Origin of the sequence: Comamonas sp. MYb396, assembly GCF_037479555.1 — a bacterium.
In the GTDB taxonomy this organism is placed as follows: domain Bacteria; phylum Pseudomonadota; class Gammaproteobacteria; order Burkholderiales; family Burkholderiaceae_C; genus Comamonas.
Genome location: NZ_JBBGYU010000008.1, coordinates 151143 through 177093 on the forward strand (window position 1 = coordinate 151143; position 25951 = coordinate 177093).

Consider the following 25951-nt stretch of genomic DNA (forward strand, 5'->3'; position numbering starts at 1 on the left):
AGATGCGCTCTCGCCAGCGCGGGCCGGTGTCTGGCTCTGACTGCAAACAATCCCACCCCGTTGAACTGCAGCCTACGCCTGTACCTGGAGAAGATCACGCGCCCTTCAAACCGCCCAAAGACCCAGCTTGCGCGGGCTCACAGGACCTGGCTATCCCAGGTACTGCTGCCCTGGTAGCGCTGCTGCCAACGGTCGATGCGCCACTGGCCGGCCTTGCGCAGCAACGTGAAGCGGCTCTCCACGATGGGCCAGCGGTTCGAGAAGAATTCCCCGCGCGTGGTCGCGCCCGCATGGGTGTCGGTCGACTCGGGCTCGTCCACGGGGAGCATGCGGTGCTGGGTGGTGATGGTGCATTGGTCAGCGCTTGGCCACTCCAGCGCCAGCAGGTCCAGGTGCAGCGGCAAATCGGGCTTGGCGCTGATGGAGATGCGCGGGTACTTGCGCGGGCGCGGCGTGGCATAGGCCTGGCGCAGGGCCATCGCGCCCGCCAGCTGCTGCCACATCACGCCCATGTCCTGATCCTCGGCGCCCCGGGCGCCAGCGATGGCCTGACTCGCCGCGCGCTCCCAGTGGTTCATGGCATGCACCCAGCTGCGTAGCGCCGCCGTGGGGCTGACAAAGGCGGGGCCCAGTCGGTCGGCCAGCGCGGCGTGAAAGGCGCTGTCAAACGACGAGTCCTCGCCGCTGGCCAGGCTCCGCCAGTTGGGCTGCTGAAACGTGGGGAAGTCATCGGGCCAGTGCAGCACAGCCAGCGGTTCGTCGGGCCAAGGCAAGGTGCCGCTGGGCGGCGCTGGCGCAGCCGCTTGCAGCTCGGGGGGCAGCAAGGCATCCAGCCGCGCGGCTAAGGCTTCGAAGCCGTTGCGGCGCGCCAAGTCGGCAGCGGTCGCGCCCAGGCCGTCCTGGGCAGCCACCAGCGCGCCAGCGGCCAGCAAAAGGGTCACCGCCTCGTCGCCACCCGCCTGGGCGGCGGCCATCAGCGGCGTGCGACCTTGCTCGTCGGCCTGGTGCTCGGTATCGGCGCCGGCGGCCAGCAAGGCCTGCACCAGTGCGGCCTCATTGCCGCTGGCAGCCCAGCCCAAGGCCGTCCAGCCCATCACGGCATCGGGGGTGTTGAGCGCAACACCGCGCGCCAGCAACCACCCGACCACCTCCGCCTGCTGGGCGATCACCGCCTCGATCAGCGGCGTGCGAATGTTCCACAGGGCCGACAGGTCGTCGCCCGCTTCGGCCAACGCGGCCAGCGTGCGGATATCGCCGCGCGCGGCGGCCTGGTTGCCTGCGCCGGCTGAGCCAGGGATAGAGGTTCCAGAAGCAAGCTGTGGCATGGGAGGGGACTGCGAGCCGGTCGTACATGGAAGGAGTGATGGACCTGAAGTTTAGGGCCCCTGCCATGGGCGAGTGATGTGGAGTGAGAGAACCCTGCGCCGGAGCCCGGAACTCCAATCGGAGAGCACTTACCCCATCTCTGGCGGTGCCCCTCCCCCGCCCCCTCCAAGCCCCGCAGCGCACCGGATAAACGCCGCGCAAGCCTTGACTGCTTTAGACTCGGGAGTTATATTTATTAGCTTCTTAAAGCCAACAGAGCATGTTGGCGCTTCGGTACTACTCGCGGACCAGCTTGCGTCCCGTCGCGGTACCTATTTTCTTGCGTGGGGTGCTGCTGCCCCACCGCCCTGCGTCGTCAACCCAAGCCTTGTCCCTCTCGCTGGACGCCGATCCACGATCGGCAGGCCTTGCTTGCGCCGTCTGTCTCGCCGTCTTTAGCGCCTGCCTTGCGGCTGTGGAACGTGGCTGCCTTGGCTTGGGCGGCTACCGCCCAGCGCACTGCATTGCATTGCCGCAGGCTTGCCGCCATGGCGCCAGAGACCTCCCTGAGCTCGGCTCAGGCGCTTGCGTGGCGCCAAGAGCCTAGCTCGCTTTCTCCACCCGCTTGTATAGGAAATACACCGCATGATGAACACCCGACACTTTGCCCGCACCCTGCTCGCCAGCGCCCTGCTGGCCCTTGGACTGTCCAGCCACGCTGGCGATCTGCCCGGCAAGGGCGTCAAGGTGCTGCCCCTGCAAAGTTCGTTGGCCGAGGAAACCTTCCAGACCCTGCTGGTCACGCGTGCACTCACCAAACTTGGCTATGACGTGCAGCCCGTCAAGGAGGTCGAGTACCCGCTGGCGCATCTGGCCGTTGCGCGCGGAGACGCCACCTTCATGGCCAACCATTGGAATCCGCACCACTCGGAGTTCTACAAAAGCGTAGGGGGCGACGCCAAACTGTCGCGCAAGGGTGTGTACGCAGCCGGCGCCGCCCAGGGCTACATGATCGACAAGAAGACAGCCGATCAGTACGGGATCACCCACCTGAGCCAGCTCAGCGACCCCAAGCTGGCCCGGCTCTTCGATACCAACGGCGACGGCAAGGCCGATCTGGTCGGACCCAGCGCCGGTTGGGGTGGCGAAGCCGTGGTGAACCACCAGCTCGCCGCCTTCAAGCTGCAAGGCACGGTGAACTACACCCAGGGCAACTACCCCGCGCTGATCTCGGACACGCTGGCCCGTTATCAGCAAGGCAAGCCGGTGCTGTTCTACGCCTGGACCCCCTACTGGTTGAGCAATGTGCTGCGCTCGGGCAAGGACGTTGTCTGGCTGGAAGTGCCGTTCTCGGCCATGCCCGGTGTACAGGCCGGCACGGACACCCAATTGTCCAACGGCAAGAACTATGGCTTCCCTGTCAACAACGAATACATCGTGGCGAACAAGACCTTTGTCGAAAAGAACCCCGCCGCCGCCAAGCTGTTTGAGATCATGTCGCTGCCCATCGGGGACATCAGCGAGCAAAACCGTCGGATGCACGACGGCGAGAACCGCCAGCAGGATGTGGAGCGCCACACGGACAGCTGGATCAAGGCCAACCAAAAGACCTTTGATGGCTGGATCGAGACTGCGCTGAAGGCCGCCGCAAGCTGACCTGGGTTTGCTCTGAACGCTGGGCGTTGGGCCTGCACTTCTACACCTCGGCAACACCCACGCAGGCCGCCTGGCGTGTCGACCACGCGCTTATTGATCAGCGCCTTGTGCACGGATCAGATCGCGCACTGCAATGGCCGTCACCAAAAGCGCCAAGCCGGCGGCGCTCAGCGTTGCCGCCGTGTAGAAGCTGATCAAAGCCCAGTAAACGACAGGCTGCTCGGCGGCAAGGATGTCAGGTCCTTTGCGGTTGTTGAGCACCCCGGAGCGCAAGCTCTCCACCACTTCAGTCGCGCCAACCATGCAACCCCAGCCGATCAAGGCCGCGATGGCGAGGGCTGCCATCGACTGCAGCCACGGTCGCCGGCGGCTCGGGGTATTCGGGAGGCCCATCACCTGCTCACTGACTTGGCAAAGGCCCAAAGGGCCAGCGCTTCGCAAAGGAATGCCGCACTACCGCATCTCGCTGGCCCACACCCGCTGCGCGCGATGCCAGGCAACGCATGGGCGTACGGTCTGGCTGCCAGTCCGGCATAACATCCAGCGCGTCCGTTGCATCCCAGGCGCAGGGCCGTGCCGCGCCAGGCACTGCTGTAGTGATCGGCCAGGTGCTGCACACAGCCCTCCGGCAACACCGGGAGGGTCCGCGCTTGCATAGGCCCAAAGCGATATTGCTCCACAGGCGTTGTTTCCTTTTAGTGAATCCGAGGTATAGGAACCCATCCGTCGCATGTTGTGCGATTTCCATTGGGTGGTGGGCGCATAGCATACGCGTCTATCGTCTCCACGCTGGGATGGTGCAATTGTCATGCTGTCAAAAGCGCAAGGCCGCCCAATAGCAGGCATTGGAGGACAAGTTGGATTTAAACACCTTTGAGTCTCGCGCTACGTGGGCAACACAGAGCATGTTCTCCTTTCGCAGCGTTTGTTGCGGCGGCCAAAGATCCGTCGACTGACTCACGCTATGCCGATGCCTGGCTGGATGCAGAGATGGTGAGTGCCCTGGCCGCATGGGAAGAGCAAGGACGGCCAAGAGACTGGTCGGCGCAGTGGCAGCAGACCTTCAGGAATGAAGTCATCAAAGCCATGGCCGCGTTGAAAAACGCCGGCAAAGCGAGCCTGTAGCCGCGACACATCCGGCCAGTGCTTGCGATCACGGTAGGTGTCATTGCAACCGTCTGGGATCGGCCAATTCAGGCAAAATCCAGATGATCGGGGCAAACCTGGCACCAGGTCTGCCGGGAAGCCCACTTTGAAGAATGGAACAACACCAATGGCACTGACGAAAAAGGGCGAGTTCATGTACGGGACGACGTCGGGCGACACCCAAGCCGAGCTGCGCAGCTACAGCGTTGCAAATGGCCATGAGGCCACCCGGTTTGCCTCGTCCAAATGCGAGTGCGGCTCCCGGACTTTTGCACTGCAGACCGACGAAGAAGCCGGCGTTGCCATCCGCACCTGCTCCGACTGCGGGCAGGAGCACCTGATGGGCGACAGCGCCGACTACATGGAAGAGGCCACCCCCGAGGGGCACGCCTGCGTGTGCGAGAACGAGGTGTTCGAGCTGGTGTCCGGCGTCTCCGTGTACCAGGGCACCCATGACGTGCGCTGGTACTACATCGCTTGCCACTGCGTGGAATGCGATCTGGTGGGGGTCTTCGCAGACTGGAAGTGTGAAGCAGGTGATGCGGCGGCCTTCCTCGCCAAGGTATAAGTGCGCCGCCCGCAGAGGCCCTATTGGCAGGCTTGAGCGGCCCATCAACCAATAGAGCCCAACCCGCCGCCAGCACCTGCACCATGCGCTGAGCGCGGATGCAAGCCCTTCGGCACCCTGCCCCGCCCTTTCCCCAGGGCTCAAAACCCACTCCCCCCCAGCTCCACAAACAGCGCCTCCCCCGCCATCACCGGCGCCAGCCAGGCCTGCACCAGCGGCAGCTCATACGCGTAAAAGTAGCGCGCGCAATCCAGCTTGCCCTGCAAAAAGGCCTGCTGCCCGGCATCAGCGGCCGCCATGCGCCCATGCGCCTTGAGCGCGACATCCAGCCACAGCCAGGCCAGCGTGACATGGCCGAAGGCGGTCATGTAGGCGGTGGCGTTGGCAAGGGCCAGCTGGGCATTGCCGCTGGCCCAGGCCGCGTCGGTGGCGGCTTGCAGGGCTTGGGTGGCCGCATCTAAGCGATCGGCCCAGGGGGCGCATGCGGGCACCGACCGGGCAGTGGCGACGGTTTTCGCAATCTCGGCTTGCAGCAAGGCCCAGGCGGCGCCGCCATCCATGCGCAGCTTGCGGCCCAGCAGGTCGAGGGCCTGGATGCCGTGCGTGCCTTCGTGGATCATGTTGAGCCGGTTGTCGCGCCAGTGCTGCTCCACCGCATAGTCGCGCGTATAGCCATAGCCACCCAGCACCTGGATGGCGAGGCTGTTGCCCTCCTGGCACCACTGGCTGGGCCAGCTTTTGGCGATAGGGGTGAGCACCTGCAGCAGCAGCTGGGCGGCATCGGCCTGCTGCGGCGCACCGGCGCGCTGCGTATCGACCAGCTTGGCGCAGTACAGCTGCAGCGCCAGCGCGCCTTCGGCATAGCTTTTTTGCGCCAGCAGCATGCGCTTGACATCGGCATGCTCGGCAATCGGCACCTGGGGCTGCTGCGCGTTCTTTACCACCTTCTGGCCGGCAGCCACCGGGCGGCCCTGCGGGCGCTGGCGGGCATAGTCACGCGATTGCAGGTAGCCGGCATAGCCCAGCATGGTGGCGCCCAGCCCCACCTGGATGCGCGCTTCGTTCATCATGTGGAACATGCACTGCAGGCCCGCGCCCAGCGCGCCCACGCGGTAGCCAACGGCCCCGCCCTGCTCGCCATAGTGCAGCAAGGTGTTGACGGTGCCCCGGTAGCCCAGCTTGTGGTTCAGCCCGGCCAGCGCAATGTCGTTGCGCTCGCCAGTCACCCGGCCTTCGGTATCGACCAGGACTTTGGGCACGATGAACAGCGAGATACCGCCCACACCGGCAGGCAGCTGGCCGCTGTCGTCGGGCACCTTGGCCAGCACCAGGTGGACGATGTTCTCGCCCATCGCATGCTCGCCGCCGGAGATCCACATCTTGCGGCCCGTCAGCCGGTAGCGCGGGCCCAGCGGGTCGTCGGCATGGTCGCCGCCATCGGGCACGGCACGTGTGGTGATGTCCGACAGGCTGGAGCCGGCTTGGGGCTCGCTGAGGTTCATCGTGCCAAAAAAGCGGCCTTGCAGCTGGGGCAGCGCAAAGGCCTTTTGCTGAGCCGGCGTGCCGTGCGCCATCAGCAGGCCGGCATTGGCCGCTGTCAGCATTGAATAGGCCTTGAGCGCAATGCTGGCGGCCGAGACCATGCTGTTGGCCGCCATATCGACCACGCAGGGCAGTTGCATCCCCCCCACCGCGTAGTCGTGCGATGCCGCCAGCATGCCCGATTCGGCATAGGCGGCGCAGGCCGCCGGTGTGCAATCGGGCAGATGCAGCTGCTGGCCGTCAAAATGCGGCTCCTGCTGGTCCACCAGGCGGTTGAAGGGCTCGAACTTGTCAGCAGCCAGGCGCTCGCACATGTCCAGCACGGCGCCATAGGTCTGGCGGTCATGGCCGGCATAGCGCGCATGGCGGCTGAGCGCTTCTACCTCTAACCAGTCGTAGAGCAAAAAATCCAGGGTCTGGCGGATGCTGGCGTAGTCGAGTTGCATCTTACGCGACCTCAAATAAGGCTGCCGCTCCCATGCCGCCACCCACGCACATGGTGGCCACCACATAGCGCACACCCCGGCGCTTGCCTTCCAGCAAGGCATGGCTGGCGATGCGGGCGCCCGTCATGCCATAGGGGTGGCCGATGGAGATGCCGCCGCCGTTGACATTGAAGCAGGCTGGATCGATGCCCAGCTGGTCGCGGCAGTACAGTGCCTGGCAGGCAAAGGCCTCGTTCAGCTCCCACAGGCCAATGTCCTGCACACGCAGGCCATGCTGGGCCAGGAGCTTGGGGATCGCATAAATGGGGCCGATGCCCATCTCTTCGGGCGCGCAGCCAGCCACTGCCATGCCCCGGTAAATGCCCAGCACCTCCAGGCCCCGGCGCTCGGCCAGCACCGAATCCATGACCACGCAGGCCGAGGCCCCATCCGACAGCTGGCTGGCATTGCCGGCGGTGATGACGCCGCCCTCGATCACCGGCTTGAGCGCGGCCAGCCCTGCCAGGCTGGTGTCGGGGCGGTTGCCTTCGTCGCGGGCCAGCGTCACGTCGTGCAGGCTGACTTCCTTCGTGAGCTTGTCGGTCACCGCCATCTGGGTGCTGAAGGGCACGATCTCGCGGTCAAACAGGCCAGCGGCCTGGGCGCGCGCGGTGCGCAGCTGCGACTCCAGCGCATAGGCATCCTGCGCCTCGCGGCTGATGCGGTATTTACGCGCCACATGCTCGGCCGTTTGCAGCATCGGCATATAGGCATGGGCGGCATGCGCTGTGACGGCCGGGTCGCGCTCGCGGCTGGCCCATTCCATATAGGGGGTCTGCACGGCCGTGATGTTGTCGCAGCCGCCCGCCACCACCACCTGCATGCCATCGACCAGCACCTGTTTGGCCGCCGTGGCAATCGCCATCAAGCCCGAGGCGCATTGCCGGTCAATCGTCTGCCCGGCCACGCTTATTGGCAGGCCTGCGGCCAGCAAGGCATTGCGTGCCAGGTTCATGCCGGCCGTGCCGGCTGTCAGCACGCAGCCGACCACGACATCGTCCACCTCTGCCGGGTCCACCCCGGCGCGCGCCACCGCGTGCTCGATGGCGTGGCCCATCATCTGGGGCGAGCGCGTGTGGTTGAGCGAGCCCTTGTAGGCCCGGCCGATGCCCGTGCGGGCGGTGGAAACAATGACGGCGTCTTTCATGGCGGTGCTCTTCGATGGTGATGGGTTCAGGCGCAGAGGTTCTTGCCTTCAGGCGGCTTGCAGGCTGTCAAAGCCCTGGCGCTGTGCGGCCAGCCGCTGCAGCAGTGGCGACACCGTCCAGTAGCCATAGCGGTTGCCCCGGCTGGCGGCATAGTGCTCCAGCCGCGCAACGATCTGCGTCAGGCCAATCTCCTCGGCCATGAACATGGGCCCGCCCCGAAAATCCGGAAAACCATAGCCCGCCGCCCAGACCACATCGATATCGCTGGCGCGGTAGGCAATGCCCTCGTCCAGAATCTTGCAGCCCTCGTTGACCATGCTGTACAGCAGGCGCTCGACCATCTCCTGAGCCGCAATATCGCTGCGCTGGGCAATGCCATGCGCCTGCGCCAGCTCGTCGGCGATACGGCCAGCCTCCGGGTCAGGCAGCGCATTGCGGCCCTCGTAGCGGTAGTAGCCCAGGCCGGTTTTCTGGCCAAAGCGGCCCAGCGCAAACATCTTGCGCACCACCGCGCGGTAGCTGGCATCGGGCGGCAGGCCGCCGGCCTTGTCGCATTCGATAACGGTCTTGGCGCCCACATCGAGCCCGGCCATGTCCAGCATGCGGCAAGGGCCCATCGCCAGGCCCAGCGCCTGCACGGCCTCGTCGATCTGTGCGGGGGTGGCGCCTTCCATCAGCAAGAACTCGGCCTCACGCAGGTAGACCTCGGCCATGCGGTTGCCAATAAAGCCAAAGCAGACGCCCGATACCACCGGCGTCTTGCCGATCTTGCCAGCCAGGTCGATAACGGTCTTGAGCACCTGCGGAGCAGTTTGCGCGCCGCGCACCACCTCCAGCAAACGCATGATGTTGGCCGGGCTGAAAAAGTGCATGCCCACCACATCGGCAGGCCGCCCTGTCGCCTGGGCCAGCGCATCCACATCCAGGGTCGAGGTATTGCTGGCGATGATGGCGCCGGGTTTGCAGACCTCGCCCAAGCGGCGGCAGACCTGCAGCTTGAGGGCCATGTCCTCAAACACCGCCTCGATCACCAGGTCGCAGGGCGCCAGGGCCTGGTCGTCCAGTGACGTGGTCAGCAGCGCCAAGCGCGCGCTGGCCTGCTCAGCGCCCATGCGGCCCTTGGCCACCTGGGCCTCGTAGGTCGAGCGGATCAGCTGCAGCCCGCGCTCCAGCCCAGCAGCTGCGGCGTCCACCAGCACGGTGCGGATGCCGGCATTCAAAAAGCACATCGCAATGCCGCTGCCCATGGTGCCGGCCCCCAGAATGCCCACCTGCTCGATCTTGCCAACCGGCACCTGCCGCTCCAGACCCGGAATCTGCCGGCTGCGGCGCTGCGCAAAAAACAGATGGCGCAGTGCGCGCGATTGCGCCGATGGCAGCAAGCGGTTGAAGGCCTCGGCCTCGGCGCGGGCGCCGCTGGCAAAGTCAGCGGTCAGCGCCTGCTGCACGCAGAGCACGATGGCCTCCTTGGCGGGGTACTGCGGGCTTTGGCGCGCGGCCTCCAGCGCTGCCGCGATCGCCTGGCTGTGCTCGCCGGGCGGGGCAGTTTGCGCGCTCAAGCGGCGCGGCTGGCCGCCTTTGGCCAGCAGCTGGCGGCCAAAGGCCAGGCCCAACGCCAGCGGTTCACCCTCTTCTACCGCATCGACGATGCCGCTGCCCAGCGCCTCTTGCGCGGGCACCGGCCGGCCGCTCAGCATCACGTCCAGCGCCAGCGCTGCGCCCACCAGGCGCGGCAGGCGCTGGGTGCCGCCTGCGCCGGGCAGAATGCCCAGCTTCACCTCGGGCAGGCCCAGCTTGCTTCCCTTTTGTGCCACGCGGTAGTGGCAGGCCAAGGCCAGCTCCATGCCAGCGCCAAATACCGTCCCATGCAGGGCCACCACAACAGGGCGCGTCTGCGCCTCGATACGGTTCAGCAGCGCATTGATGGCCTCGGCAGAAAACGCCGGGTTGTTGAACTCGGCAATGTCCGCGCCCGCAACAAAGGACTGGCCCTCACAGTAGATCAGCAGCAGCGGCAGCGAGGCATCGGCCTCAAACTGTGCCAGCGCGGCGCTCAGCCCCGTCAGCAGGCTGTGCGAGAACAGGTTCAATGGCGGGTGGGAGATGCAGATACGGCCTATCCCGTCTGCGCTGTGAAAGGTGACGTTGCTCATGGCTGGCAGCTCTTGGTGGAAGATAAAAATGCCCCGTTGCAGGGCGCAGGCAGGCACAGCCCCCAGTGCGGATCGGCCAGCAGACAGGCCGTTCAAACACCCAGGGAGCTTGGAGACCCAGGTTATCAGTGCGTGGCGTTTTCCACTGTTGCGCTGGCGTCTGCCGCGCGCTCGCGGTCGCGCTTCTGCGCAAAGTGGTAGCCGCTAAAGCCCTTCTGGATGGCAGCCAAGCAGTGTTCGCGGTACTTCTGAAAGCCGCCGGTAAACATGGTCAGGCCCGGGGCCTTGCCTTGCACATTGGCGCCCACATACCAGGTCTTGGCCTTGGACAGCAAGGTGCGCGGCGCCAGCGAATGGACCAGGTCCATCCAGGCCCGCTCCTCTTGCGCGCTGGGCTCGATGCTGCTAAGGCCATGGGCCTGCATGTGGCGGATGGCGGCTGCCGTCCAGTCCACATCGTTCTCACTGGTGCGCACCACATTGGCCAGGGCCGAGGGGCCGTTGGGCCCGGTGGTCATGAACAGGTTGGGGAAGCCATGCATCATGATGCCCAGGCAGGAGGTCGCGCCCTCCTTCCACTTCTGCTGCACCGTCAGGCCATCGCGCCCTTCCACCTCAAAGGCCAGCAGTGCGCCGGTCAGGCCGTCGTAGCCGGTGGCAAAGATCAGCACATCCAGTTCCACCTCGCCCGACTGCGTGCGCAGGCCCTTCTCGGTGATGGCGACGATGGGGTCGGTGATGCAGTCGCGCAGATGCACATGGGGCTGGTTGTAGGTTTCGTAGTAGCCGGTATCGAGGCAGGGGCGGCGGGCAAAGATGGGGTAGCCGCGCGGCTTCAGCGCCTCGGCGGTGGCTGGGTCGTCTACCGCTTCACCAATCTTGCCGCGCACAAACTCGGCCACTTCCTCATTGGCCTGCTCGTTCTGCATCAGGTCGGCAAAGGTGCCCAGCATCGCCAGGCCGCCTTGCAGCCAGGCATCTTCCAGCAGCGCCTGGCGCTGCGCCGGCGTCACGCTGAAGAAGGGGCGGCTTGATTGAGGCCGCACGCCACCCACATTGCTGTTGCGCGCCAGCTCACGGATGCCGGCATAGTGGCGCTTGACCTCGGCGACGTACTCGGGCTCCAGCGGCACATTGCGCATCGGCATCGTAAAGCTCGGCGTGCGCTGGAAGACAAACAGCTCACACGCCTGTTTGCCCACTTCCTGCACGATCTGGATGCCGGTCGATCCGGTGCCGATCACGCCCACCCGCTTGCCGCTGAAATCCACTGGCTCATGCGGCCAGCGCGCCGCACGCAGGATCTGGCCGCCAAAGCGCTCAATGCCTTCAATCTCGGGCTCCTTCGGCACCGACAGCGGTCCGGTCGCCATGATGCAGTAGCGCGCCTCATAGCATTCGCCCCGGTTGGTGCGCACTACCCACAGCTGGCGTGCCTCGTCCCAGCGGGCGCTGTCCACACGGGTGTTGAACTGGTAGTGCTTGCGCAGGTCCAGCCGCTCGGCGACAAAGTTGAAGTAGCGCATCAGCTCGGGCTGCGCGGCAAACTGCTCGGACCAGGTCCATTCCTGCTCGATCTCGGGCGAGAAGGAGAAGCTGTAGTCGATGCTGGGCAGATCGACCCGCGCGCCGGGGTAGCGGTTCCAGTACCAGACGCCGCCCACATCGCCACCGGCCTCGAAGGCCTGGATCTTCAGCCCCATCTCCTGGAACTTGTGCACTGCGCACAGACCGCCAAAACCGGCGCCCACGATGACCGCATCCACCTGGTGGATTGTGTGATTGTCCATTGCTCTTTGTCTCCTGCTGGCTGGTGCCGGCCGCCCCGCCACACCGCAGCGGGGCACCGGCTCGATAGGGGATGGCAGCTCGCCTCCACCTTGTTCTCGCTGCATCATGCCTACTTGCCGACCGGTAAACAACAGGGTTTCCCCGCAAGCGTTTTGGAGGGGACAAGTCCAGGGTAATCCCGGGCTTGCGACGCTGCTGCGGCTGCTAAACTTTTTACCTGCCGACAGGTATATAAAACAAAACAAGGAGCAACATGCAAGGGCTAATGCAGCAGCGCGCGCTGCGGATTTCCGGCTTGCTGGAACATGCAGCACGCTTTCATCCCCAGGTGGAAGTCGTCTCCCGCACCCCGGACGGGGAGCTCACGCGCTCGAACTGGCTGACCGTGTCCCAGCGCTCGCGGCGCCTGGCAGCGGCCCTGCTGCGCCAGGGCATGGCCAGCGGTGCACGCATGGCTACGCTGGCCTGGAACACGCACCGCCATCTGGAGCTGTACTACGCCGTGTCGGGCGCTGGCGCGGTGCTGCACACCGTCAACCCGCGCCTGTTTGCCGACCAGATCCGCTACATCATCAACCATGCGGCCGATGACTATGTGTTCTTTGACTTGAGCTTTGCCGGCCTGGTGGCCGAGCTGGCGCCCAGCCTCAAAACGGTGAAGGCCTATGTGGCGCTGTGCAAGCCAGAGCAGATGCCCGCGATGGACCTGCCCGCCCCCCTGCTGTGCTACGAGGACCTGGTGGCCGAGGACGCGGGCGATTTTGACTGGCCCGAGCTGGCCGAAGACAGCGCCTCATCGCTGTGCTACACCTCGGGCACCACCGGCAACCCCAAGGGCGTGCTCTACAGCCACCGATCCACGGTGCTGCATTCCTGGGTGGTCTGCGCGGCCGATGGGCTGGCCTTGCGCGCCCGCGATTGCGTGCTGCTCACCGTGCCGATGTTCCATGTCAACGCCTGGGGCCTGCCCTATGCCAGCGCCATGTGCGGCGCCAAGCTGGTGCTGCCCGGGCCGGACTTGAGTGGTAAGGCGCTCTACCAGCTGATGCGCGATGAGGGCTGCACTTTCTCGCTGGGCGTTCCCACCGTCTGGATGGGCTTTTTGCAGTATGTGGAGAGCCTGCCAGCTGCCGACAAAGAGGCCTTGAAGCTCGAACGCATCATGATGGGCGGCTCGGCCGCGCCCCGCGCGATGATCGACCAGTTCGACAGCCTGCTGGGCGTCACCGCCAACCAGGCCTGGGGCATGACCGAGACCAGCCCGGTTGCCACCGTCAGCACCCTGCTGCCCCAGCATGAGGCCCTGGCCCGCGACGAGCGCATCGATGTGCGCGCCCGCCAGGGCCGGCCCATGTATGGCGTGGATGTGGCCATCTTCAATGACGAGGGGCAGCAGCTGCCGCCCGGCGATCCAGCCCCTGGCGAGCTGCGCGTGCGCGGCCCCTGGGTCATCTCCGCCTATTACGGGCAAGACGCTGGCTCGGCGCTGGATGCGCAAGGCTGGTTAAACACCGGCGATGTGGCCCGTATCGATGACGAGGGCTTTGTGCAGATCACCGACCGCGCCAAGGATGTCATCAAGTCCGGCGGCGAATGGATCTCGTCGATCGACATCGAGAACCTGGCGCTGGCCCATCCCGCGGTCAAGGAAGCCGCCGTCATCGGCGTGCACCACGAGCGCTGGCAGGAGCGCCCGCTGCTGGTCATTGTGCGCAAACCCGGCACCGAGGTCAGCGGCCAGGAAGTGCTGGACTTTATGAAGGACCGGCTGGCGCGCTGGTGGCTGCCCGATGCGGTGGAGTTTGTCGATGAGCTGCCCCACACGGCCACCGGCAAGCTGCTCAAGACCCGGCTGCGCGAGCAGTTCAAAGGCTACCAGCTGCCCACGGCCACCTCTTCTGTACCTGCCGCCACCTAACCAAAACCCGCCCGGTACGCGCACGGCCCCCTAGAAAGGCCGGCGCACCCGCAGCAGCCAGGGCACCGCCTTGGCCGACCGCACCAGGAGACAAGACATGAACGCCCTCACCGCGCAGGCAGCGGCCGCGCGCATCCATCCTCTGCTGCCCCAGCGCGATCTGCTGGGCGAATGCCCGCTGTGGGATGTGGCCACGCAATCGCTGTACTGGATCGATGGCCGCGCCCAGCTGGTACACCGCTACTGGCCGGCAGACGGCCGGCAGCAGCAGTGGGCGCTGCATGCCCATATCGGCTCGATCGCGCTGTGCCACAGCGGGCGCTTGCTGCTGGCGCTGGAGGATGACTTCCATTTTCTGGACCCGGACAGCGGCCAGATCACGCCGATGGGTGTGCAGGTACAGCACAGCGGCGAGCGCATGCGCCTGAACGATGGGCGCTGCGACCGGGGCGGCCGCTTTGTGGTCGGCTCGATGAGCATGACGCCGCAGTCCCCCACCGGCAAGCTCTACCAGCTGAGCGGCGATGGCCGCCTGCGCGAGCTGGACCAGGGTTTTCAGGTGGCGAACGCCACCTGCTTTAGCCCCAACGGCCGCTGGCTGTACTTTGCCGATAGCCCGGCGCGCCAGATCTGGCGCTATGCCTATGACCCGGCCACTGGCGCCTGCGGTGCGCGTGAGGCCTTTATTGATACCGCCGCGCTGGGCCTGGCCCCCGATGGCGCCACGGTCGATGCCCAGGGCTACCTCTGGGTGGCCATGGTGCTGAGCGGCCAGCTGGCCCGCTTTACGCCCAGTGGCGAGCTGGTCGGCACGGTGGATTTTCCCGCTGATGCCTACGTCACCTGCCCGGCCTTTGGCGGCCCGGCGCTGCAGACCATCTACCTCACCTCGATCAGCAACAGCGGCAACCTGCTGCGCTCCAGCCACCCGGATGCGGGGGCGGTCTTCGTCATCGACGGCCTGGCCCTGACGGGGCTGGAAGAAGCGCGTTTTGACGACAGCCAGAGCCCGCGCTGAGACCGGCGCGGCGCACCCCATTTTTATTGAGACCAGGAGACAAACACCATGACACAACGCTTTGCAGGCAAGGTCGCACTCGTGACCGGCGGCGCACAAGGAATCGGCCGCGCCATCGTCCAGGCCATCGCGGATGAGGGCGGCAGCGTCGGCATTCTGGACCGCGCCGAGGACAAGGCCGCCGAGGTGGCCGCAGCCATCGTGGCCCAGGGCGGCCGCGCCCATGCCTATGGCGGCAATGTGGCCGACCGCGACAGCTTCAGCAGCGCGATTGCTGATCTCAAGCACCGCTACGGCCGCTTTGACATCCTGGTCAACAACGCCATCTGGGTGCGCTACGGCCCGATTGCCGACATCACGCCCGAGGCGCTGCAGCGCATGGTGGGCACCGGCTTCAACTCCATCGTCTGGGGCATCCAGACGGCAGCGGAAGCCATGGACGACGGCGGCAGCATCGTCAACATCGCCTCGGCGGCGGCCTTTATCGGCATGCCCCAGGGCATGGTGTATTGCGGCGTCAAGGCCGGGGCGCTGGGCCTGTCGCGCGCAGCAGCGGCGGAGCTCGGGCCACGCGGCATCCGCGTCAACGCGGTCTGCCCCGGCTCCATCCCCACCGAAGGCGTGGGCATCAATGTCGATGCAGAAAAAGTGCGGCTGCGCATCGCCAAGACGCCGATGGGGCGCCTGGGCACGGTGCAGGACATTGCCCGCGCCGCCTGCTTTTTTGCGTCGGACGACAGCCGCTTTGTCACCGGCGAATCGATGCTGGTCGACGGTGGCGCCACCCAGTCCTTCATCTGATCGGAGGCGCCGCAATGACTGCTCCCCCCGAGGCCGATGCCCCCATCCTGGAGGCGCGCCAGCTCTGCCGCCAGTTCAGCGGCTTCTATGCCGTCAAGGACGTGAACCTGAAAGTCAAGCGCCATTCGGTGCATGCGCTGATCGGCCCTAACGGGGCCGGCAAGACGACCTGCTTCAACCTGCTGACCACCTTCTTGCGCCCCAGCTCGGGCCAGGTGTTGTTCAACGGGCGTGATATCTCGCGCAGCGACCCGGCCAGCGTGTCGGCGCTGGGCCTCGTGCGCTCGTTCCAGATTGCGGCCGTCTTCAGCCACATGACGGTGCTGGAGAACGTGCGCATTGCGCTGCAGCGCAAGACCGGCGGCACCTTCACCTTCTGGCGCTCGGTCAAGGTGCTGGGCGCGCTGGACGAGCGTGCGATGGACCTGCTGGACAGCGTGGGCCTGACGCGCTGGAAAAACGTCAAGGCCTGCGACCTGCCCTATGGCCGCAAGCGCGTGCTGGAGCTGGTCACCACGATCGCGATGGAGCCCGAGATGATCCTGCTGGACGAGCCCATGGCGGGCCTGGGCCATGAGGACATCTGGCCGGTGGTGGAGCTGATTGGCAAGGTGGCGCAGGGGCGCACCGTGCTGATGGTGGAGCACAACATGAAGGTGATATCGCATCTGTGCGAAACCGTCACCGTGCTGCAGGCTGGCCAGGTGCTGGCCGAAGGCAGCTATGACGAGGTATCGCGCGACCCGAGGGTCATTGAAGCCTATGTCGGAGGGGCCGCCCATGCCTGAGAACATCCAAAACGCCAACAACGGCAACAACAACACCGCGCCGCGCCAGATGCTGCAGGTGCAGAACCTGCGCGCCTGGTATGGCGAAACCCTGGCGCTCGACGGCATCGACCTGCATGTCGGCGAAGGCGAAGTCGTCTGCCTGCTGGGGCGCAACGGCGCCGGCAAGACGACGACCTTGCGCGCCATCATGGGCCTGCTCAAAAAGCGCGAGGGCCAGATCCGCATCCAGGGCCAACCCACCGAAGGCCTGCCGCCCGAGGCCATTGCCCACCTGGGTGTGGCCTATTGCCCGGAAGAACGCGGCATTTTTGCCAGCCTCAGCACTGAAGAAAACCTGATGCTGCCGCCCGTGCTGCACCCCGGCGGGCTGACGGTGGAAGACATCTACCAGGTCTTCCCCAACCTGCATGCGCGCCGCAAGAGCCCGGGCACGCGCCTGTCGGGCGGCGAGCAGCAGATGCTGGCTATTGCCCGCATCCTGCGCACCGGCGCACGCCTGCTGCTGCTCGATGAGGCCACCGAAGGGCTGGCACCGGTCATCGTGCAGAAGATCGGCCAGACGCTGGAGATGATCCGCGCGCGCGGCTACACGGTGCTGATGGTGGAGCAGAACTTCCGCTTTGCCGCATCGGTGGCCGACCGCTTCTACGTGATCGAGGAAGGGCGCGTGGCCAGCCACTTCCACCGCGCCGAGCTGGAAACGCGGCGCGACGAGATCGAAGCGCTGCTGGGACTGTGACAGGCGGAGACAATACGATGGATACTATTTTCGGAATCCCGACAGCCGCGCTGATCGGCCAGCTCGTGGTGGGCCTCATCAATGGCTCGTTCTACGCGCTGATGAGCCTGGGCCTGTCGATCATCTTCGGCCTGCTGCATGTGGTGAACTTTGCCCACGGCGCGCAGTACATGCTGGGCGCCTTTGTGGCCTGGGGCCTGCTGCACTACCTGGGGCTGAGCTACTGGTGGGCGTTGATCCTGGCACCGCTGGTGGTGGCGGCCTTCGGCATCCTGCTGGAGCGCACCATGCTGCGCCACCTGTATGCGGTGGACCATGTCTACGCGCTGCTGCTTACCTTCGGCATCTCGATCCTGATGGAGGGCGCGTTCCGGCTGTGGTTTGGCGTCAGCGGCCAGCCTTACCCCAACCCGCTGCAAGGCGGCATCGATGTGGGCCTGAGCTTTTTGCCGATGTACCGCGTCTGGGTGATCCTGGCGGGCCTGGCGGTCTGCCTGGTGACCTGGTACTTCATCGAAAAAACCAAGCTGGGCGCCTACCTGCGTGCCGCCAACGAGAACACGCCCCTGGTGCGCACCTTTGGCATCAATGTGCCGCGCATGCTGACCCTGACCTATGCGCTGGGCGTGGGCCTGGCCGGCTTCAGCGGCGTCATGGCCGCCCCCATCTACCAGGTCAGCCCGCTGATGGGCTCCAACCTGATGATCATCGTCTTTGCCGTGGTCGTCATCGGTGGCATGGGCTCGATCATGGGATCGATCATCACCGGCTTTGCGCTGGGCGCCATCGAGGGCCTGACCCGCGTCATCTACCCCGAAGGCGCCGGCGTGGTCATCTTCATCGTGATGATCATCGTGCTGGCCGTGCGCCCCAACGGCCTGTTTGGCAGAGCGCACTGATGCGCCCGCACCGCCCTGCTCCCTGGGCATCCACCCAAGCTCTTGTCTTTCCCAAGGATTGAACATGCATTTCTTCTCACAACGCACCAACACCATCTTGCTGGTGCTGGCGCTGGTGGCCCTGCTGCTGGCGCCACTGGTGGCCTACCCGGTCTTTCTGATCAAGCTGATGTGCTACGCGCTGCTGGCCGCATCGGTCAACCTGCTGATGGGCTATGCCGGCCTGCTGTCCTTCGGCCATGCCATGTTCTTTGGCACGGCCGGTTATGCGGCCGCCCATGCCATCAAGGTCTGGGGTTGGGACGGCTCGGCCGCCATCGTGCTGGCCATGCTCTGCGCCATGGCCGTGGCCGTTGTCACCGGGCTGCTGGCCATCCGCCGCCATGGCATCTACTTCTCGATGATCACCCTGGCCTTCTCCCAGGTCATCTACTTCTTTGCGCTGCGCCTGCCCTTTACCGGCGGTGAGGACGGCATCCAGAACGTGCCCCGGCCGGAGGTGTTTGGCTTTATCTCGTTGGCCGACAACACCACCCTCTACTACTTTGCCGCCACCCTGGTCGCCGCCGCCTTCTGGCTCATCTACCGCATCGTCTACTCGCCCTTCGGCCAGGTGCTGCGCGCCATCCGCGACAGCGAGGCGCGTGCCCAGTCGCTGGGCTACCAGGTGCTGCGCTACAAGCTGGTGATCTTTGTGCTGTCGGCCGCACTCGCCGGCCTGGCGGGTGCGCTCAAAGTCATTACCTTCCAGCTGGCCACCCTCAACGATGTGAACTGGACCACCTCGGGCGAGGCGCTGCTTATCTGCATCGTCGGCGGCCTGCAGACCCTGCTCGGCCCCGTCATTGGCGCAGCCATCATCGTCAGCATGCAGAACTACCTGGTCGCCATGGCCGAGTGGGTGCTGATCATCCAGGGCCTCGTTTTTGTCGTCGTCGTGATGTTGTTCCGCAAGGGCATCATCGGCCAGCTCTACGCCTGGCTGGAAACCCGCCAGGCGCGCCAGGCCGCACCGCAGTTGGAAGCCCAAAGCCAGGCCGAGCGCCAAAGCCGCCCCCAAACGGGACAAGGAGCATAAGCATGAGCGAACCAACATCCGTTCCCGCACAAGCCCCTGTCCAAGCCCAAGCCCCCAGCCATATCCCCGAAACGCCCGGCTTGCTGCAAGGCCGCCTCGCCCTTATCACCGGCGCGGCCAGCGGCATCGGCCAGGCCATTGCGATCAGCTTTGCCAAGGCAGGAGCCCGGGTGATAGTGACCGACCTGGACACTGCGCGCTGCGCGGGCACCCTGGCCGAGGTAAAAGCCGCCGGCGTAGAAGGCTGGGCCTTCGCGCTCGACGTCACAGATCTGGAGGCCTGCCAGGCGCTGGCCGCCCGCATCGGCAGCGACATCGGCCCGGTAGACACCCTCGTCAACAACGCCGGCCTGCTGATCCGCGAAGGCATCGACCACCCCCAGGCATCGCGCCACCTGCGCCAGGTCATCGATGTCAATGTCTTCGGCCTCTACAACATGGTGCAGTCCTGGCTACCCGCCCTGCGCGCCACGCGCGGCTGCATCCTCAACATCGCCTCCGGCGCGGCCTTTATCGCCCAGGGCAACGCCATGGGCTACTCCGCCTCCAAAGGCGCCGTCAAAATGGCCACCCAAACCTTGGCCCTCGACCTGGGCCGCGACGGCATTCGCGTCAACGCCCTGGCCCCCGGCGTCATCCACACCCCCATGACCGAAGCCACCCGCAACAACCCGCAGCGCCTGCAAGGCTTTATCCAGCGCACGCCTGCCGGGCGGATTGGCGTGCCGCAGGAGCTGGCCGGGCCGGCGGTGTTTTTGGTGTCAGGGTTGGCTAGTTATGTGAATGGGGTGACGTTGCCGGTGGATGGGGGGACGGTGGCGGTTTAGGGGGTGGGAAGTTGTTGGTAGAGGGTAATGGTTCCACTGATAGCGATTCGAAACGCCTTTAAAACCAGTGACGCGTTGGAGCGAGCGCTTAGGCGCGGCTGAATCCAATAGTCTTGACGTTTATATTTACTCGAATTGGAATCTCGTGCATTTATGGAGGTTAAGCACTGCCTAGCCTCCGCTTTTGCCGGTGAATTTGCAACGCCAAGACACCTTCGCATTTTATAGGCAATACCTGCAATGCAGCGATTGAAGTCTTTCGCGTACCGATCTCAACCGCGTACGTTGGTTAAGAGCTGCCACTCACCGCACTGTTGATATTCACGCAAACTCACCGCTTACTAGGATATTGGTTGCTCATTGGGGGCTTCACACAAAGAAACACCCTCTTCCAGTCGTCATGCATTGCTTTGTTCTTAGCATTGATCTCGTCAACGTGCAGAGCCCAGTGCACTAACTTCTTATATGGCCAATCTGACCCCCACCTCTGAACCAAATCCGATTCGACGAAGCGAGGATCAACTGTCGCGAGGAAAAGTTCAAAGTTCACGAATGCATCTTCATCTACCGAAGTCGAAAGAAATAGCCCAAGCCAGTGAAAGCACGCCTTTGCTCGAACATAGCGGTCATAGGAAGCCATTTTCACTTGCGCAAGCCATGGACTAAGGTTGGTAGATGTATTGATCTTGTCCCAAATTCCATCGCTGACCCCAGAGGGCACCAAGAAACCTGCCAGGGTGATTCCTCGGGCGACGTAGCCTGCCATTTCCATTGTCAAATCAGACTCAATTTGCTCCAAAAGCTTGTGTTCGAGGTTCGACCTTCTGAGCCCTGCAGCGTAAGCGTATAGTTTCTCATCGGTGTTGGCCTCTGCAAGAACACTAGCCCGTAGTGTCTGGCCCGCCTTCGTAGCAATGCCCAACGCCGTGTCACGGATACTGCCAAGATGAAATATTGACTCCAACTCATCTTCAAGTAGCGCCTCAACCAGTTGAGCTGAAAGCTCTGGTCGAGTTTTCGATATCGCTTGAATGGACTCGATCAATGGAAATCCTTCAGCCCCCCCGGAAATCATGCGTCGATTATCCTTTTTCAAGAACGGCAATAACCACTCTGCAAGCTGCGACTCGAATCTATCAATAAGTTGATCCCAACCCGAGTGCTTATTAAGAAGAGATCTTGGAAAGGTCCCTGAACGAGCAGTTACAAGATAGGAGAGCTCATCTCGCACATGGTCTGCGAACAGATCAAGATACTCGGCCACATCGGGAAATACCTTCACAAATTCCCCCATCACTTCAGGATGCACACGGCGCTTGCATTCGTCGACTGAAATAGGGCTAGAGGTACATGAAAGCAATATCGACCCGTAGGCTTTCTCCTCTCTGGATTTCGCTTGTGAACAGCTCCAATTGCTCGCTGCTAACGCGTCCGCCAATATAGATGACTGTGTATTAAGGCCAATCCGAATAACTCTTTCACGTACGCTAGTTGAGACATGACCCAGGTACTCTTCAAGAACGACACCATCCAAATCCTTCACACTAATTGCAGTGCATTGAAGATATTCAAGCCAAAATATCAGTTCGCTTTCGGAGGCGCAATTTTCTAGGCGCGTCATTACTTCTTCGCCTGCCTCAGCACTAATTCTTACAAGCAAGTTTGCATAGTAGGTCGGCATTGCCTGCTTAGGAGACGAGTCCAAAAGCAAGATCTGCTCAGCAGACGGTGCCTCCAAGAAGCTCACGAGTTGAAGATCCCAATTCCATTCTTCTCTTTGTACTCGCGCTCTGCAGGCAACACCTTTCCATCGATGCAATTGGTCTAGACTCATCACCATAAAAGACCGTGGCAATTCTGCAGCTAAGACTGCAATTTCGCTCCTCTCTATTGCAGGAGAACATAGCTTGTTAAGAACACTTTCTATACTGTCACATTCAAGCTTGACGCGTAAGGACGGTGACCATCGGGAAAGAACGTGTCTCGTTGTAGCCGCAGCAGTTTTTGAAAAGCTTCGGGGAGACTCCTCCGGATTTGGCGTAACCAAATTGAGGGCAGATTCCTCAACCCCCGAAAGGTAGTTTTGAGGCAAAGCTGACTGCGGATCAGTAGGTCTTGCAGAGACTATATCGCTCGCGTTTAGCTCCTTCGGAGCGATCCCAAACGCTGTAAGGGAGGCACCAGCGCTTGGCGTAGACAACAGCTCCAATAGGCTGCGAGCAGCTTCAAGTCCAACTCCGCCAAGTGATGCAAGCTCTTTGGATCTCAGCAATAGCGCTTGCTCGGACGCTTGGAAGTCGCACTCATTCCATCGGATCAGCCACGCAAACATTTCCTGCTGCCGAAATTGCCCCATGACACCGCGTGTTATCGCCCACGCTGTTATGGGGCGTAGCAAAGGCTCGCGCGGCAACCAAGACATCATTTCAATGGCCCTATAACATCCCCAGGCTCTATTAGAAGCATCGACTTGCCGGATCTCCACGCCAAATTTCGCTGCATCAGCACTGGCTGACCATTCCTCATAACGGCGCTGCGTCTGCGCTCTACGAGCTTTAGCTTGGTCATCGTCAGAAATCTGGCCAAGCACCTCACCCTCAAGCGGGTCAAGCCAGAAGCCTTCAAACCATCGGGTCAAACGAGCCTCACAAGCCTTTTCGACTGAAGCCCACTTGAACGAGTTTGCGAAGGCCTTGACCAGAACTTCATGTTCGCTATGACGCCCAGTTCTGTTGAACCAACAGCGCTCGGCGACGTCCAGAACTGTCTCAGGGAACAAACCAAGACATCGCCAAAAACTCTCAAAATCGGTCAGGCCAAAATTTTGCGCAGCAAGCCAGTAGGTTAAGAGACCTCGACGCACAACCTCAGGTGTTCCCTCTTCCATCATTGCAAATGTGCTTGCACACCGTAGGATCTTTACGCTGTAATCAGAGCCCTGGTACGCATCAAGTGCCTTATCCAGACTACTCCGTACCTCCTCCTCTGACTCAGCCTCACTGAGCTCGGAGACGAGAGCCAAGCCGAGAACGTAGGGAAGCTTGCTATCAAGTACTTTGAACTGGTGCGTTTTTCCCGACGAGGTTACCCACCCTCCATCGATGATCTCACTTAAGACACCCTCGTACCTCAGCGAGTCATCTCCGCTATCCATTGTGAGCTCGCTGAGGAGCTGCTTTCTAGAGACTTCGCTACCCTTTATATTGTCCTTATAACGTTGAGCAAGGCCAGTAATGAACGTTCTAAACTCTTTCTCACTCAGAACCTTCAATGCTTGTGGCTGCCTCCCTCGCCAGTCTTCATACACGACACGCTCCGGTGTAATGTCTCCACTTTCTTCGAGTTCCTTTCGTCGACGCAAGGCCTGTCGGCATGGCCTGGGATTTCGAAATAGCTTCAATAACGGTTCGGATAATTCACGAATTTCCAAACCATAGAGGGCGAGAAGTTGTTCCAACTCTGCATCATTAAAGGGCTCAACAGTAACTTGGACCGGCGTCGTCGAAAGGTCCTGAAGACATTTCAGCCGAAAGTTAAAAAAATCCGGGCGGACGGTCAACAGTACCGCCGCCTTACCCCTTCGATCTGACCCGGAAATAGCGAGAACCAGCTCCGACCAGCTTGAGTACATCCAGTTCTGATTGAGACCATCAATGATCACAAGTAGGTTTGGGCGCGAAGTCTCATCCGATAGCCAACGCGATACCCTGCGTTTCCAAAATGCCTGGTCCCGAATCTGAAAGGCGGTATATAGTGTGTTGGCAATGATTTCATCAGAATCTGTACCTCCTACGTTCTTAGCTGGTACAACCACTACCAACGGAAATGCAGGATCTGAGCCCATGCGTCCCAGCACCCAATCCAATGCTGCCCAAGTTTTCCCAACGCCTTCCTGACCGAGAAGCACACCAGTTTTGGTGCAATCTTCAGTCAACCATGCGTCAAGTCTCGCGCTTATTTCATCACGACTGATCCTATGCGAATCGGTCTTAAGCAACGCTGCATGGGAATCAAATGCCAATCTTGATGCGTCCTCATCCTTCATTCGAGACTTCAGCCAACCCAACATCTGGTTCTTGGCAGCGGCCAAGCCAGCCAGTGGACTTCGTAACCGGCTAAGTAGGCGTTTAGACGCTGACTCGAATAGCTCGTGACTGCGCACAAACGCCAATGCATCCGTCAGCGACCTTGAGGCCTGCAGCCTCACACTGACTGTTGTCGGCGACAACGCGCAGAGAACTGCAAGCAGAGGTGGTTCCGTCGCTGCTGGCTCCCAATCCAGCACAAGTACATCGATCCCGGCAGAGTTACCGACTGCCTCCAACTCTTTGACATCTCCGCCGCTTATGGGACGTGTCGCCGCGAGAACCCACAAATCAAGCGTCGGAAAATTATCCGCCGCGTCACGGATTTTTGACTTTAGTTGATCCAATGGCAGTGACGTCGAAGGAGCGTAGTGCTTACCCTCAATGCCGACATCCAGACCGTTCACTGGGGTATCCCCAATCACATCCACGCCACCCTGCGGCCCGTTCTTCATCAACCGAAATCCCATTCCGGTGACTTCAGTGAACATGTCACGGATCAGCCCCTCAAACCCGTCGGACTTCGTGGCACTGAGATCTCTCATCGCAGCAAACAAAGGAAGTAACTCGTTCATGCTTCGTCTTTTCTATCTGAACAGTTGGTAAGTTTCGTGTGGAGGCCATCAATTCAGGTTAAGGACCTGCCCTAAATCTGTTTCCATCGAGCAACCAGCAGTCTGCATGCCGGCAGTAATTCTTGTACTTAAGGCTGAGCAGGCTCAAAGCGTCATGCTAAATCCGAGAATCGATCGGTATCGATTATTGCTGTTGACCGGATATCTCGCGAAGCTTATAGCACCAAAAACCGTAAACATTTCCGCGGGCGCAGGTCGAAACTTCGGCGCTCTGAGAGCAATACACTACGACACAGCTATTCCAGAGAATTCGATGCGTCTTGCCGTCGTCTAATCTTCCCGCCAGCATTTGTATGCATAAGCGTCCAACGCACCGTCATTGCTTGGGACTGGCCCATGCCCCCTCGAGCCCTTCTAAGCCTATGCCAAAAGTTACGCCTAGGCGCAAAGCGTTCAAACATAACCAAGACCCGTCACTTCATCACCACACAACTAGCCGCCACCTGCCAGCCCTCCCCCCAATCACCTGAGCGACACCCCCACCCCTCCCCCGTACCAACCCGCTTGAGCCCTCCGCCGTTATTCGCTAATATTTACTTGCCGACCGGTAAATTACTAGTATTCAACCAGGAGACCCTGCATGGCCTACAACACGCTCATCGTCGACATCAAGGACAAGATTGCCGTTGTCACCCTCAACCGCCCGCCCGTCAACGCGCAGAACAAGGAGTTCCGCAACGAGATCATGGAGCTGTTTGACGAGCTGTCTGACCGCGACGATGTGGCCTGCATCGTGCTCACGGGCACGGGCAAGGTGTTCTCGGCCGGTGCTGACATTCGCGAGCGCCCTAACCTGGCGGGTGAGCCCGGCGCCTATGGCCGCCACAACCGCCTGGTGCGCGAGTCGAACAACGCGATCATGGAATGCTCCAAGCCCATCATTGCGGCGATCAACGGGCCGGCGCTGGGGGCTGGCTTTGGGCTGGTGATGGCTTCGGACATCTGGGTGGCCTCGGAAGATGCCTATTTCTCGATGCCTGAAATCAATGTGGGCCTGGCGGGGGGTGTCACCTTCTTGCAGCGCTATTTCAGCCAGTCGCGCGCACGCCGCATGTTCTTTACCGGCATGAAGGTGTCGGCGCAAGAGATGTACCGCCTGGGCCTGATCGAGGCCTGCCTGCCCGCCGACCAGCTGATGCCCTATGCGATGGAGATGGCGCGCGAGATTGCCTCCAAGAGCCCTATCGCCTTGCGCCTGGCCAAGGAAGCTGCGCGCATGACCTTGCTGATGCCCACCCGTGATGCTTACCGCTATGAGCAAGGCAACACCGTGGCGCTGTCCAAGACGGAGGACACGCGCGAGGCGCAGCAGGCATTTTTGGAAAAGCGCGAGCCGGTCTACAAGGGCCGCTAAGCGCCGCTTACG

General features: G+C 62.5%; 19 protein-coding genes. 11 read left to right on the forward strand and 8 right to left on the reverse strand.

Annotated elements, in window-relative coordinates:
- Window positions 1-137: 137 nt before the first annotated feature.
- On the reverse strand, window positions 138-1325 hold the full coding sequence (locus tag WH265_RS18295; RefSeq protein ID WP_339559203.1) for an ankyrin repeat domain-containing protein: 1188 nt from the start codon (window positions 1323-1325) through the stop codon (window positions 138-140).
- 625 nt (window positions 1326-1950) lie between these two features.
- On the opposite strand from WH265_RS18295, the gene proX reads away from it, so the two are divergent.
- Window positions 1951-2961: a glycine betaine/L-proline ABC transporter substrate-binding protein ProX gene (proX, locus tag WH265_RS18300; protein ID WP_445228553.1), complete on the forward strand. Its 1011-nt coding sequence runs from the start codon at window positions 1951-1953 to the stop codon at window positions 2959-2961.
- A gap of 90 nt (window positions 2962-3051) precedes the next feature.
- On the opposite strand, the gene WH265_RS18305 is transcribed toward proX, so the two are convergent.
- Complete coding sequence (locus WH265_RS18305) at window positions 3052-3306, reverse strand: hypothetical protein (RefSeq protein WP_312986628.1); 255 nt, start codon at window positions 3304-3306, stop codon at window positions 3052-3054.
- Between the two features lie 612 nt (window positions 3307-3918).
- Window positions 3919-4263: a hypothetical protein gene (locus WH265_RS18310; RefSeq protein WP_339559320.1), complete on the reverse strand. Its 345-nt coding sequence runs from the start codon at window positions 4261-4263 to the stop codon at window positions 3919-3921.
- On the opposite strand from WH265_RS18310, the gene WH265_RS18315 reads away from it, so the two are divergent.
- The gene (locus tag WH265_RS18315; RefSeq protein WP_339537374.1) at window positions 4235-4675 is read left to right on the forward strand and encodes a hypothetical protein; all 441 of its coding nucleotides are present in this window, start codon (window positions 4235-4237) and stop codon (window positions 4673-4675) included. The two genes, WH265_RS18310 and WH265_RS18315, sit on opposite strands and share 29 nt — an antisense overlap.
- 140 nt (window positions 4676-4815) lie before the next feature.
- On the opposite strand, the gene WH265_RS18320 is transcribed toward WH265_RS18315, so the two are convergent.
- The 4 genes from WH265_RS18320 to WH265_RS18335 form a co-directional block, all read right to left on the reverse strand.
- Entirely contained in the window at window positions 4816-6663 is a 1848-nt protein-coding gene (locus WH265_RS18320) for an acyl-CoA dehydrogenase (RefSeq protein ID WP_339559204.1), read from the reverse strand.
- 1 nt (window position 6664) lies between these two features.
- Window positions 6665-7849 (reverse strand): acetyl-CoA C-acyltransferase, encoded by a 1185-nt coding sequence (locus WH265_RS18325; RefSeq protein WP_339559205.1) that lies wholly within the window; start codon window positions 7847-7849, stop codon window positions 6665-6667.
- 48 nt (window positions 7850-7897) lie between these two features.
- The gene (locus WH265_RS18330) at window positions 7898-10003 is read right to left on the reverse strand and encodes a 3-hydroxyacyl-CoA dehydrogenase NAD-binding domain-containing protein (protein WP_339559206.1); all 2106 of its coding nucleotides are present in this window, start codon (window positions 10001-10003) and stop codon (window positions 7898-7900) included.
- 125 nt (window positions 10004-10128) lie between these two features.
- Window positions 10129-11793: a flavin-containing monooxygenase gene (locus WH265_RS18335; RefSeq protein WP_339559207.1), complete on the reverse strand. Its 1665-nt coding sequence runs from the start codon at window positions 11791-11793 to the stop codon at window positions 10129-10131.
- A 254-nt stretch (window positions 11794-12047) separates the two neighbouring features.
- On the opposite strand from WH265_RS18335, the gene WH265_RS18340 reads away from it, so the two are divergent.
- The 8 genes from WH265_RS18340 (at window position 12048) to WH265_RS18375 (ending at window position 19865) form a co-directional block, all read left to right on the forward strand.
- Complete coding sequence (locus WH265_RS18340) at window positions 12048-13712, forward strand: long-chain fatty acid--CoA ligase (protein ID WP_339559208.1); 1665 nt, start codon at window positions 12048-12050, stop codon at window positions 13710-13712.
- Window positions 13713-13809: 97 nt separating this feature from the next.
- Window positions 13810-14730, forward strand: coding sequence for an SMP-30/gluconolactonase/LRE family protein (locus WH265_RS18345; RefSeq protein WP_339559209.1), 921 nt, complete (start codon window positions 13810-13812; stop codon window positions 14728-14730).
- A gap of 48 nt (window positions 14731-14778) precedes the next feature.
- Window positions 14779-15531 carry an SDR family NAD(P)-dependent oxidoreductase gene (locus WH265_RS18350; protein ID WP_339559210.1) on the forward strand — a complete coding sequence of 251 codons (753 nt, stop codon included), beginning with the start codon at window positions 14779-14781 and terminating at the stop codon, window positions 15529-15531.
- A gap of 14 nt (window positions 15532-15545) precedes the next feature.
- The gene (locus WH265_RS18355; RefSeq protein WP_116925133.1) at window positions 15546-16319 is read left to right on the forward strand and encodes an ABC transporter ATP-binding protein; all 774 of its coding nucleotides are present in this window, start codon (window positions 15546-15548) and stop codon (window positions 16317-16319) included.
- Entirely contained in the window at window positions 16312-17061 is a 750-nt protein-coding gene (locus tag WH265_RS18360; RefSeq protein WP_445228554.1) for an ABC transporter ATP-binding protein, read from the forward strand. Before WH265_RS18355 ends, WH265_RS18360 begins: the two co-directional genes overlap by 8 nt.
- A gap of 17 nt (window positions 17062-17078) precedes the next feature.
- On the forward strand, window positions 17079-17960 hold the full coding sequence (locus WH265_RS18365) for a branched-chain amino acid ABC transporter permease (RefSeq protein WP_312986615.1): 882 nt from the start codon (window positions 17079-17081) through the stop codon (window positions 17958-17960).
- 64 nt (window positions 17961-18024) lie between these two features.
- The gene (locus WH265_RS18370) at window positions 18025-19038 is read left to right on the forward strand and encodes a branched-chain amino acid ABC transporter permease (protein ID WP_339559211.1); all 1014 of its coding nucleotides are present in this window, start codon (window positions 18025-18027) and stop codon (window positions 19036-19038) included.
- Window positions 19039-19040: 2 nt separating this feature from the next.
- Entirely contained in the window at window positions 19041-19865 is an 825-nt protein-coding gene (locus WH265_RS18375; protein ID WP_339559212.1) for an SDR family NAD(P)-dependent oxidoreductase, read from the forward strand.
- Window positions 19866-20196: 331 nt separating this feature from the next.
- Here WH265_RS18375 and WH265_RS18380 read toward each other — a convergent pair whose 3' ends face one another.
- Window positions 20197-24525 carry a hypothetical protein gene (locus WH265_RS18380; protein ID WP_339559213.1) on the reverse strand — a complete coding sequence of 1443 codons (4329 nt, stop codon included), beginning with the start codon at window positions 24523-24525 and terminating at the stop codon, window positions 20197-20199.
- A 640-nt stretch (window positions 24526-25165) separates the two neighbouring features.
- Between WH265_RS18380 and WH265_RS18385 the strand changes: the two genes are divergently transcribed.
- Window positions 25166-25939 carry an enoyl-CoA hydratase/isomerase family protein gene (locus WH265_RS18385; protein WP_021028139.1) on the forward strand — a complete coding sequence of 258 codons (774 nt, stop codon included), beginning with the start codon at window positions 25166-25168 and terminating at the stop codon, window positions 25937-25939.
- Window positions 25940-25951 lie beyond the last annotated feature (12 nt).

What these genes read in the sequence shown, in the direction of transcription:
- WH265_RS18295 (WP_339559203.1), bottom strand. Translation starts at nt 1,325, where the DNA reads ATGCCACAGCTTGCTTCTGGAACCTCTATCCCTGGCTCAGCCGGCGCA.
- proX (WP_445228553.1), top strand. Translation starts at nt 1,951, where the DNA reads ATGATGAACACCCGACACTTTGCCCGCACCCTGCTCGCCAGCGCCCTG.
- WH265_RS18305 (WP_312986628.1), bottom strand. Translation starts at nt 3,306, where the DNA reads ATGGCAGCCCTCGCCATCGCGGCCTTGATCGGCTGGGGTTGCATGGTT.
- WH265_RS18315 (WP_339537374.1), top strand. Translation starts at nt 4,235, where the DNA reads ATGGCACTGACGAAAAAGGGCGAGTTCATGTACGGGACGACGTCGGGC.
- WH265_RS18310 (WP_339559320.1), bottom strand. Translation starts at nt 4,263, where the DNA reads ATGAACTCGCCCTTTTTCGTCAGTGCCATTGGTGTTGTTCCATTCTTC.
- WH265_RS18320 (WP_339559204.1), bottom strand. Translation starts at nt 6,663, where the DNA reads ATGCAACTCGACTACGCCAGCATCCGCCAGACCCTGGATTTTTTGCTC.
- WH265_RS18325 (WP_339559205.1), bottom strand. Translation starts at nt 7,849, where the DNA reads ATGAAAGACGCCGTCATTGTTTCCACCGCCCGCACGGGCATCGGCCGG.
- WH265_RS18330 (WP_339559206.1), bottom strand. Translation starts at nt 10,003, where the DNA reads ATGAGCAACGTCACCTTTCACAGCGCAGACGGGATAGGCCGTATCTGC.
- WH265_RS18335 (WP_339559207.1), bottom strand. Translation starts at nt 11,793, where the DNA reads ATGGACAATCACACAATCCACCAGGTGGATGCGGTCATCGTGGGCGCC.
- WH265_RS18340 (WP_339559208.1), top strand. Translation starts at nt 12,048, where the DNA reads ATGCAAGGGCTAATGCAGCAGCGCGCGCTGCGGATTTCCGGCTTGCTG.
- WH265_RS18345 (WP_339559209.1), top strand. Translation starts at nt 13,810, where the DNA reads ATGAACGCCCTCACCGCGCAGGCAGCGGCCGCGCGCATCCATCCTCTG.
- WH265_RS18350 (WP_339559210.1), top strand. Translation starts at nt 14,779, where the DNA reads ATGACACAACGCTTTGCAGGCAAGGTCGCACTCGTGACCGGCGGCGCA.
- WH265_RS18355 (WP_116925133.1), top strand. Translation starts at nt 15,546, where the DNA reads ATGACTGCTCCCCCCGAGGCCGATGCCCCCATCCTGGAGGCGCGCCAG.
- WH265_RS18360 (WP_445228554.1), top strand. Translation starts at nt 16,312, where the DNA reads ATGCCTGAGAACATCCAAAACGCCAACAACGGCAACAACAACACCGCG.
- WH265_RS18365 (WP_312986615.1), top strand. Translation starts at nt 17,079, where the DNA reads ATGGATACTATTTTCGGAATCCCGACAGCCGCGCTGATCGGCCAGCTC.
- WH265_RS18370 (WP_339559211.1), top strand. Translation starts at nt 18,025, where the DNA reads ATGCATTTCTTCTCACAACGCACCAACACCATCTTGCTGGTGCTGGCG.
- WH265_RS18375 (WP_339559212.1), top strand. Translation starts at nt 19,041, where the DNA reads ATGAGCGAACCAACATCCGTTCCCGCACAAGCCCCTGTCCAAGCCCAA.
- WH265_RS18380 (WP_339559213.1), bottom strand. Translation starts at nt 24,525, where the DNA reads ATGAACGAGTTACTTCCTTTGTTTGCTGCGATGAGAGATCTCAGTGCC.
- WH265_RS18385 (WP_021028139.1), top strand. Translation starts at nt 25,166, where the DNA reads ATGGCCTACAACACGCTCATCGTCGACATCAAGGACAAGATTGCCGTT.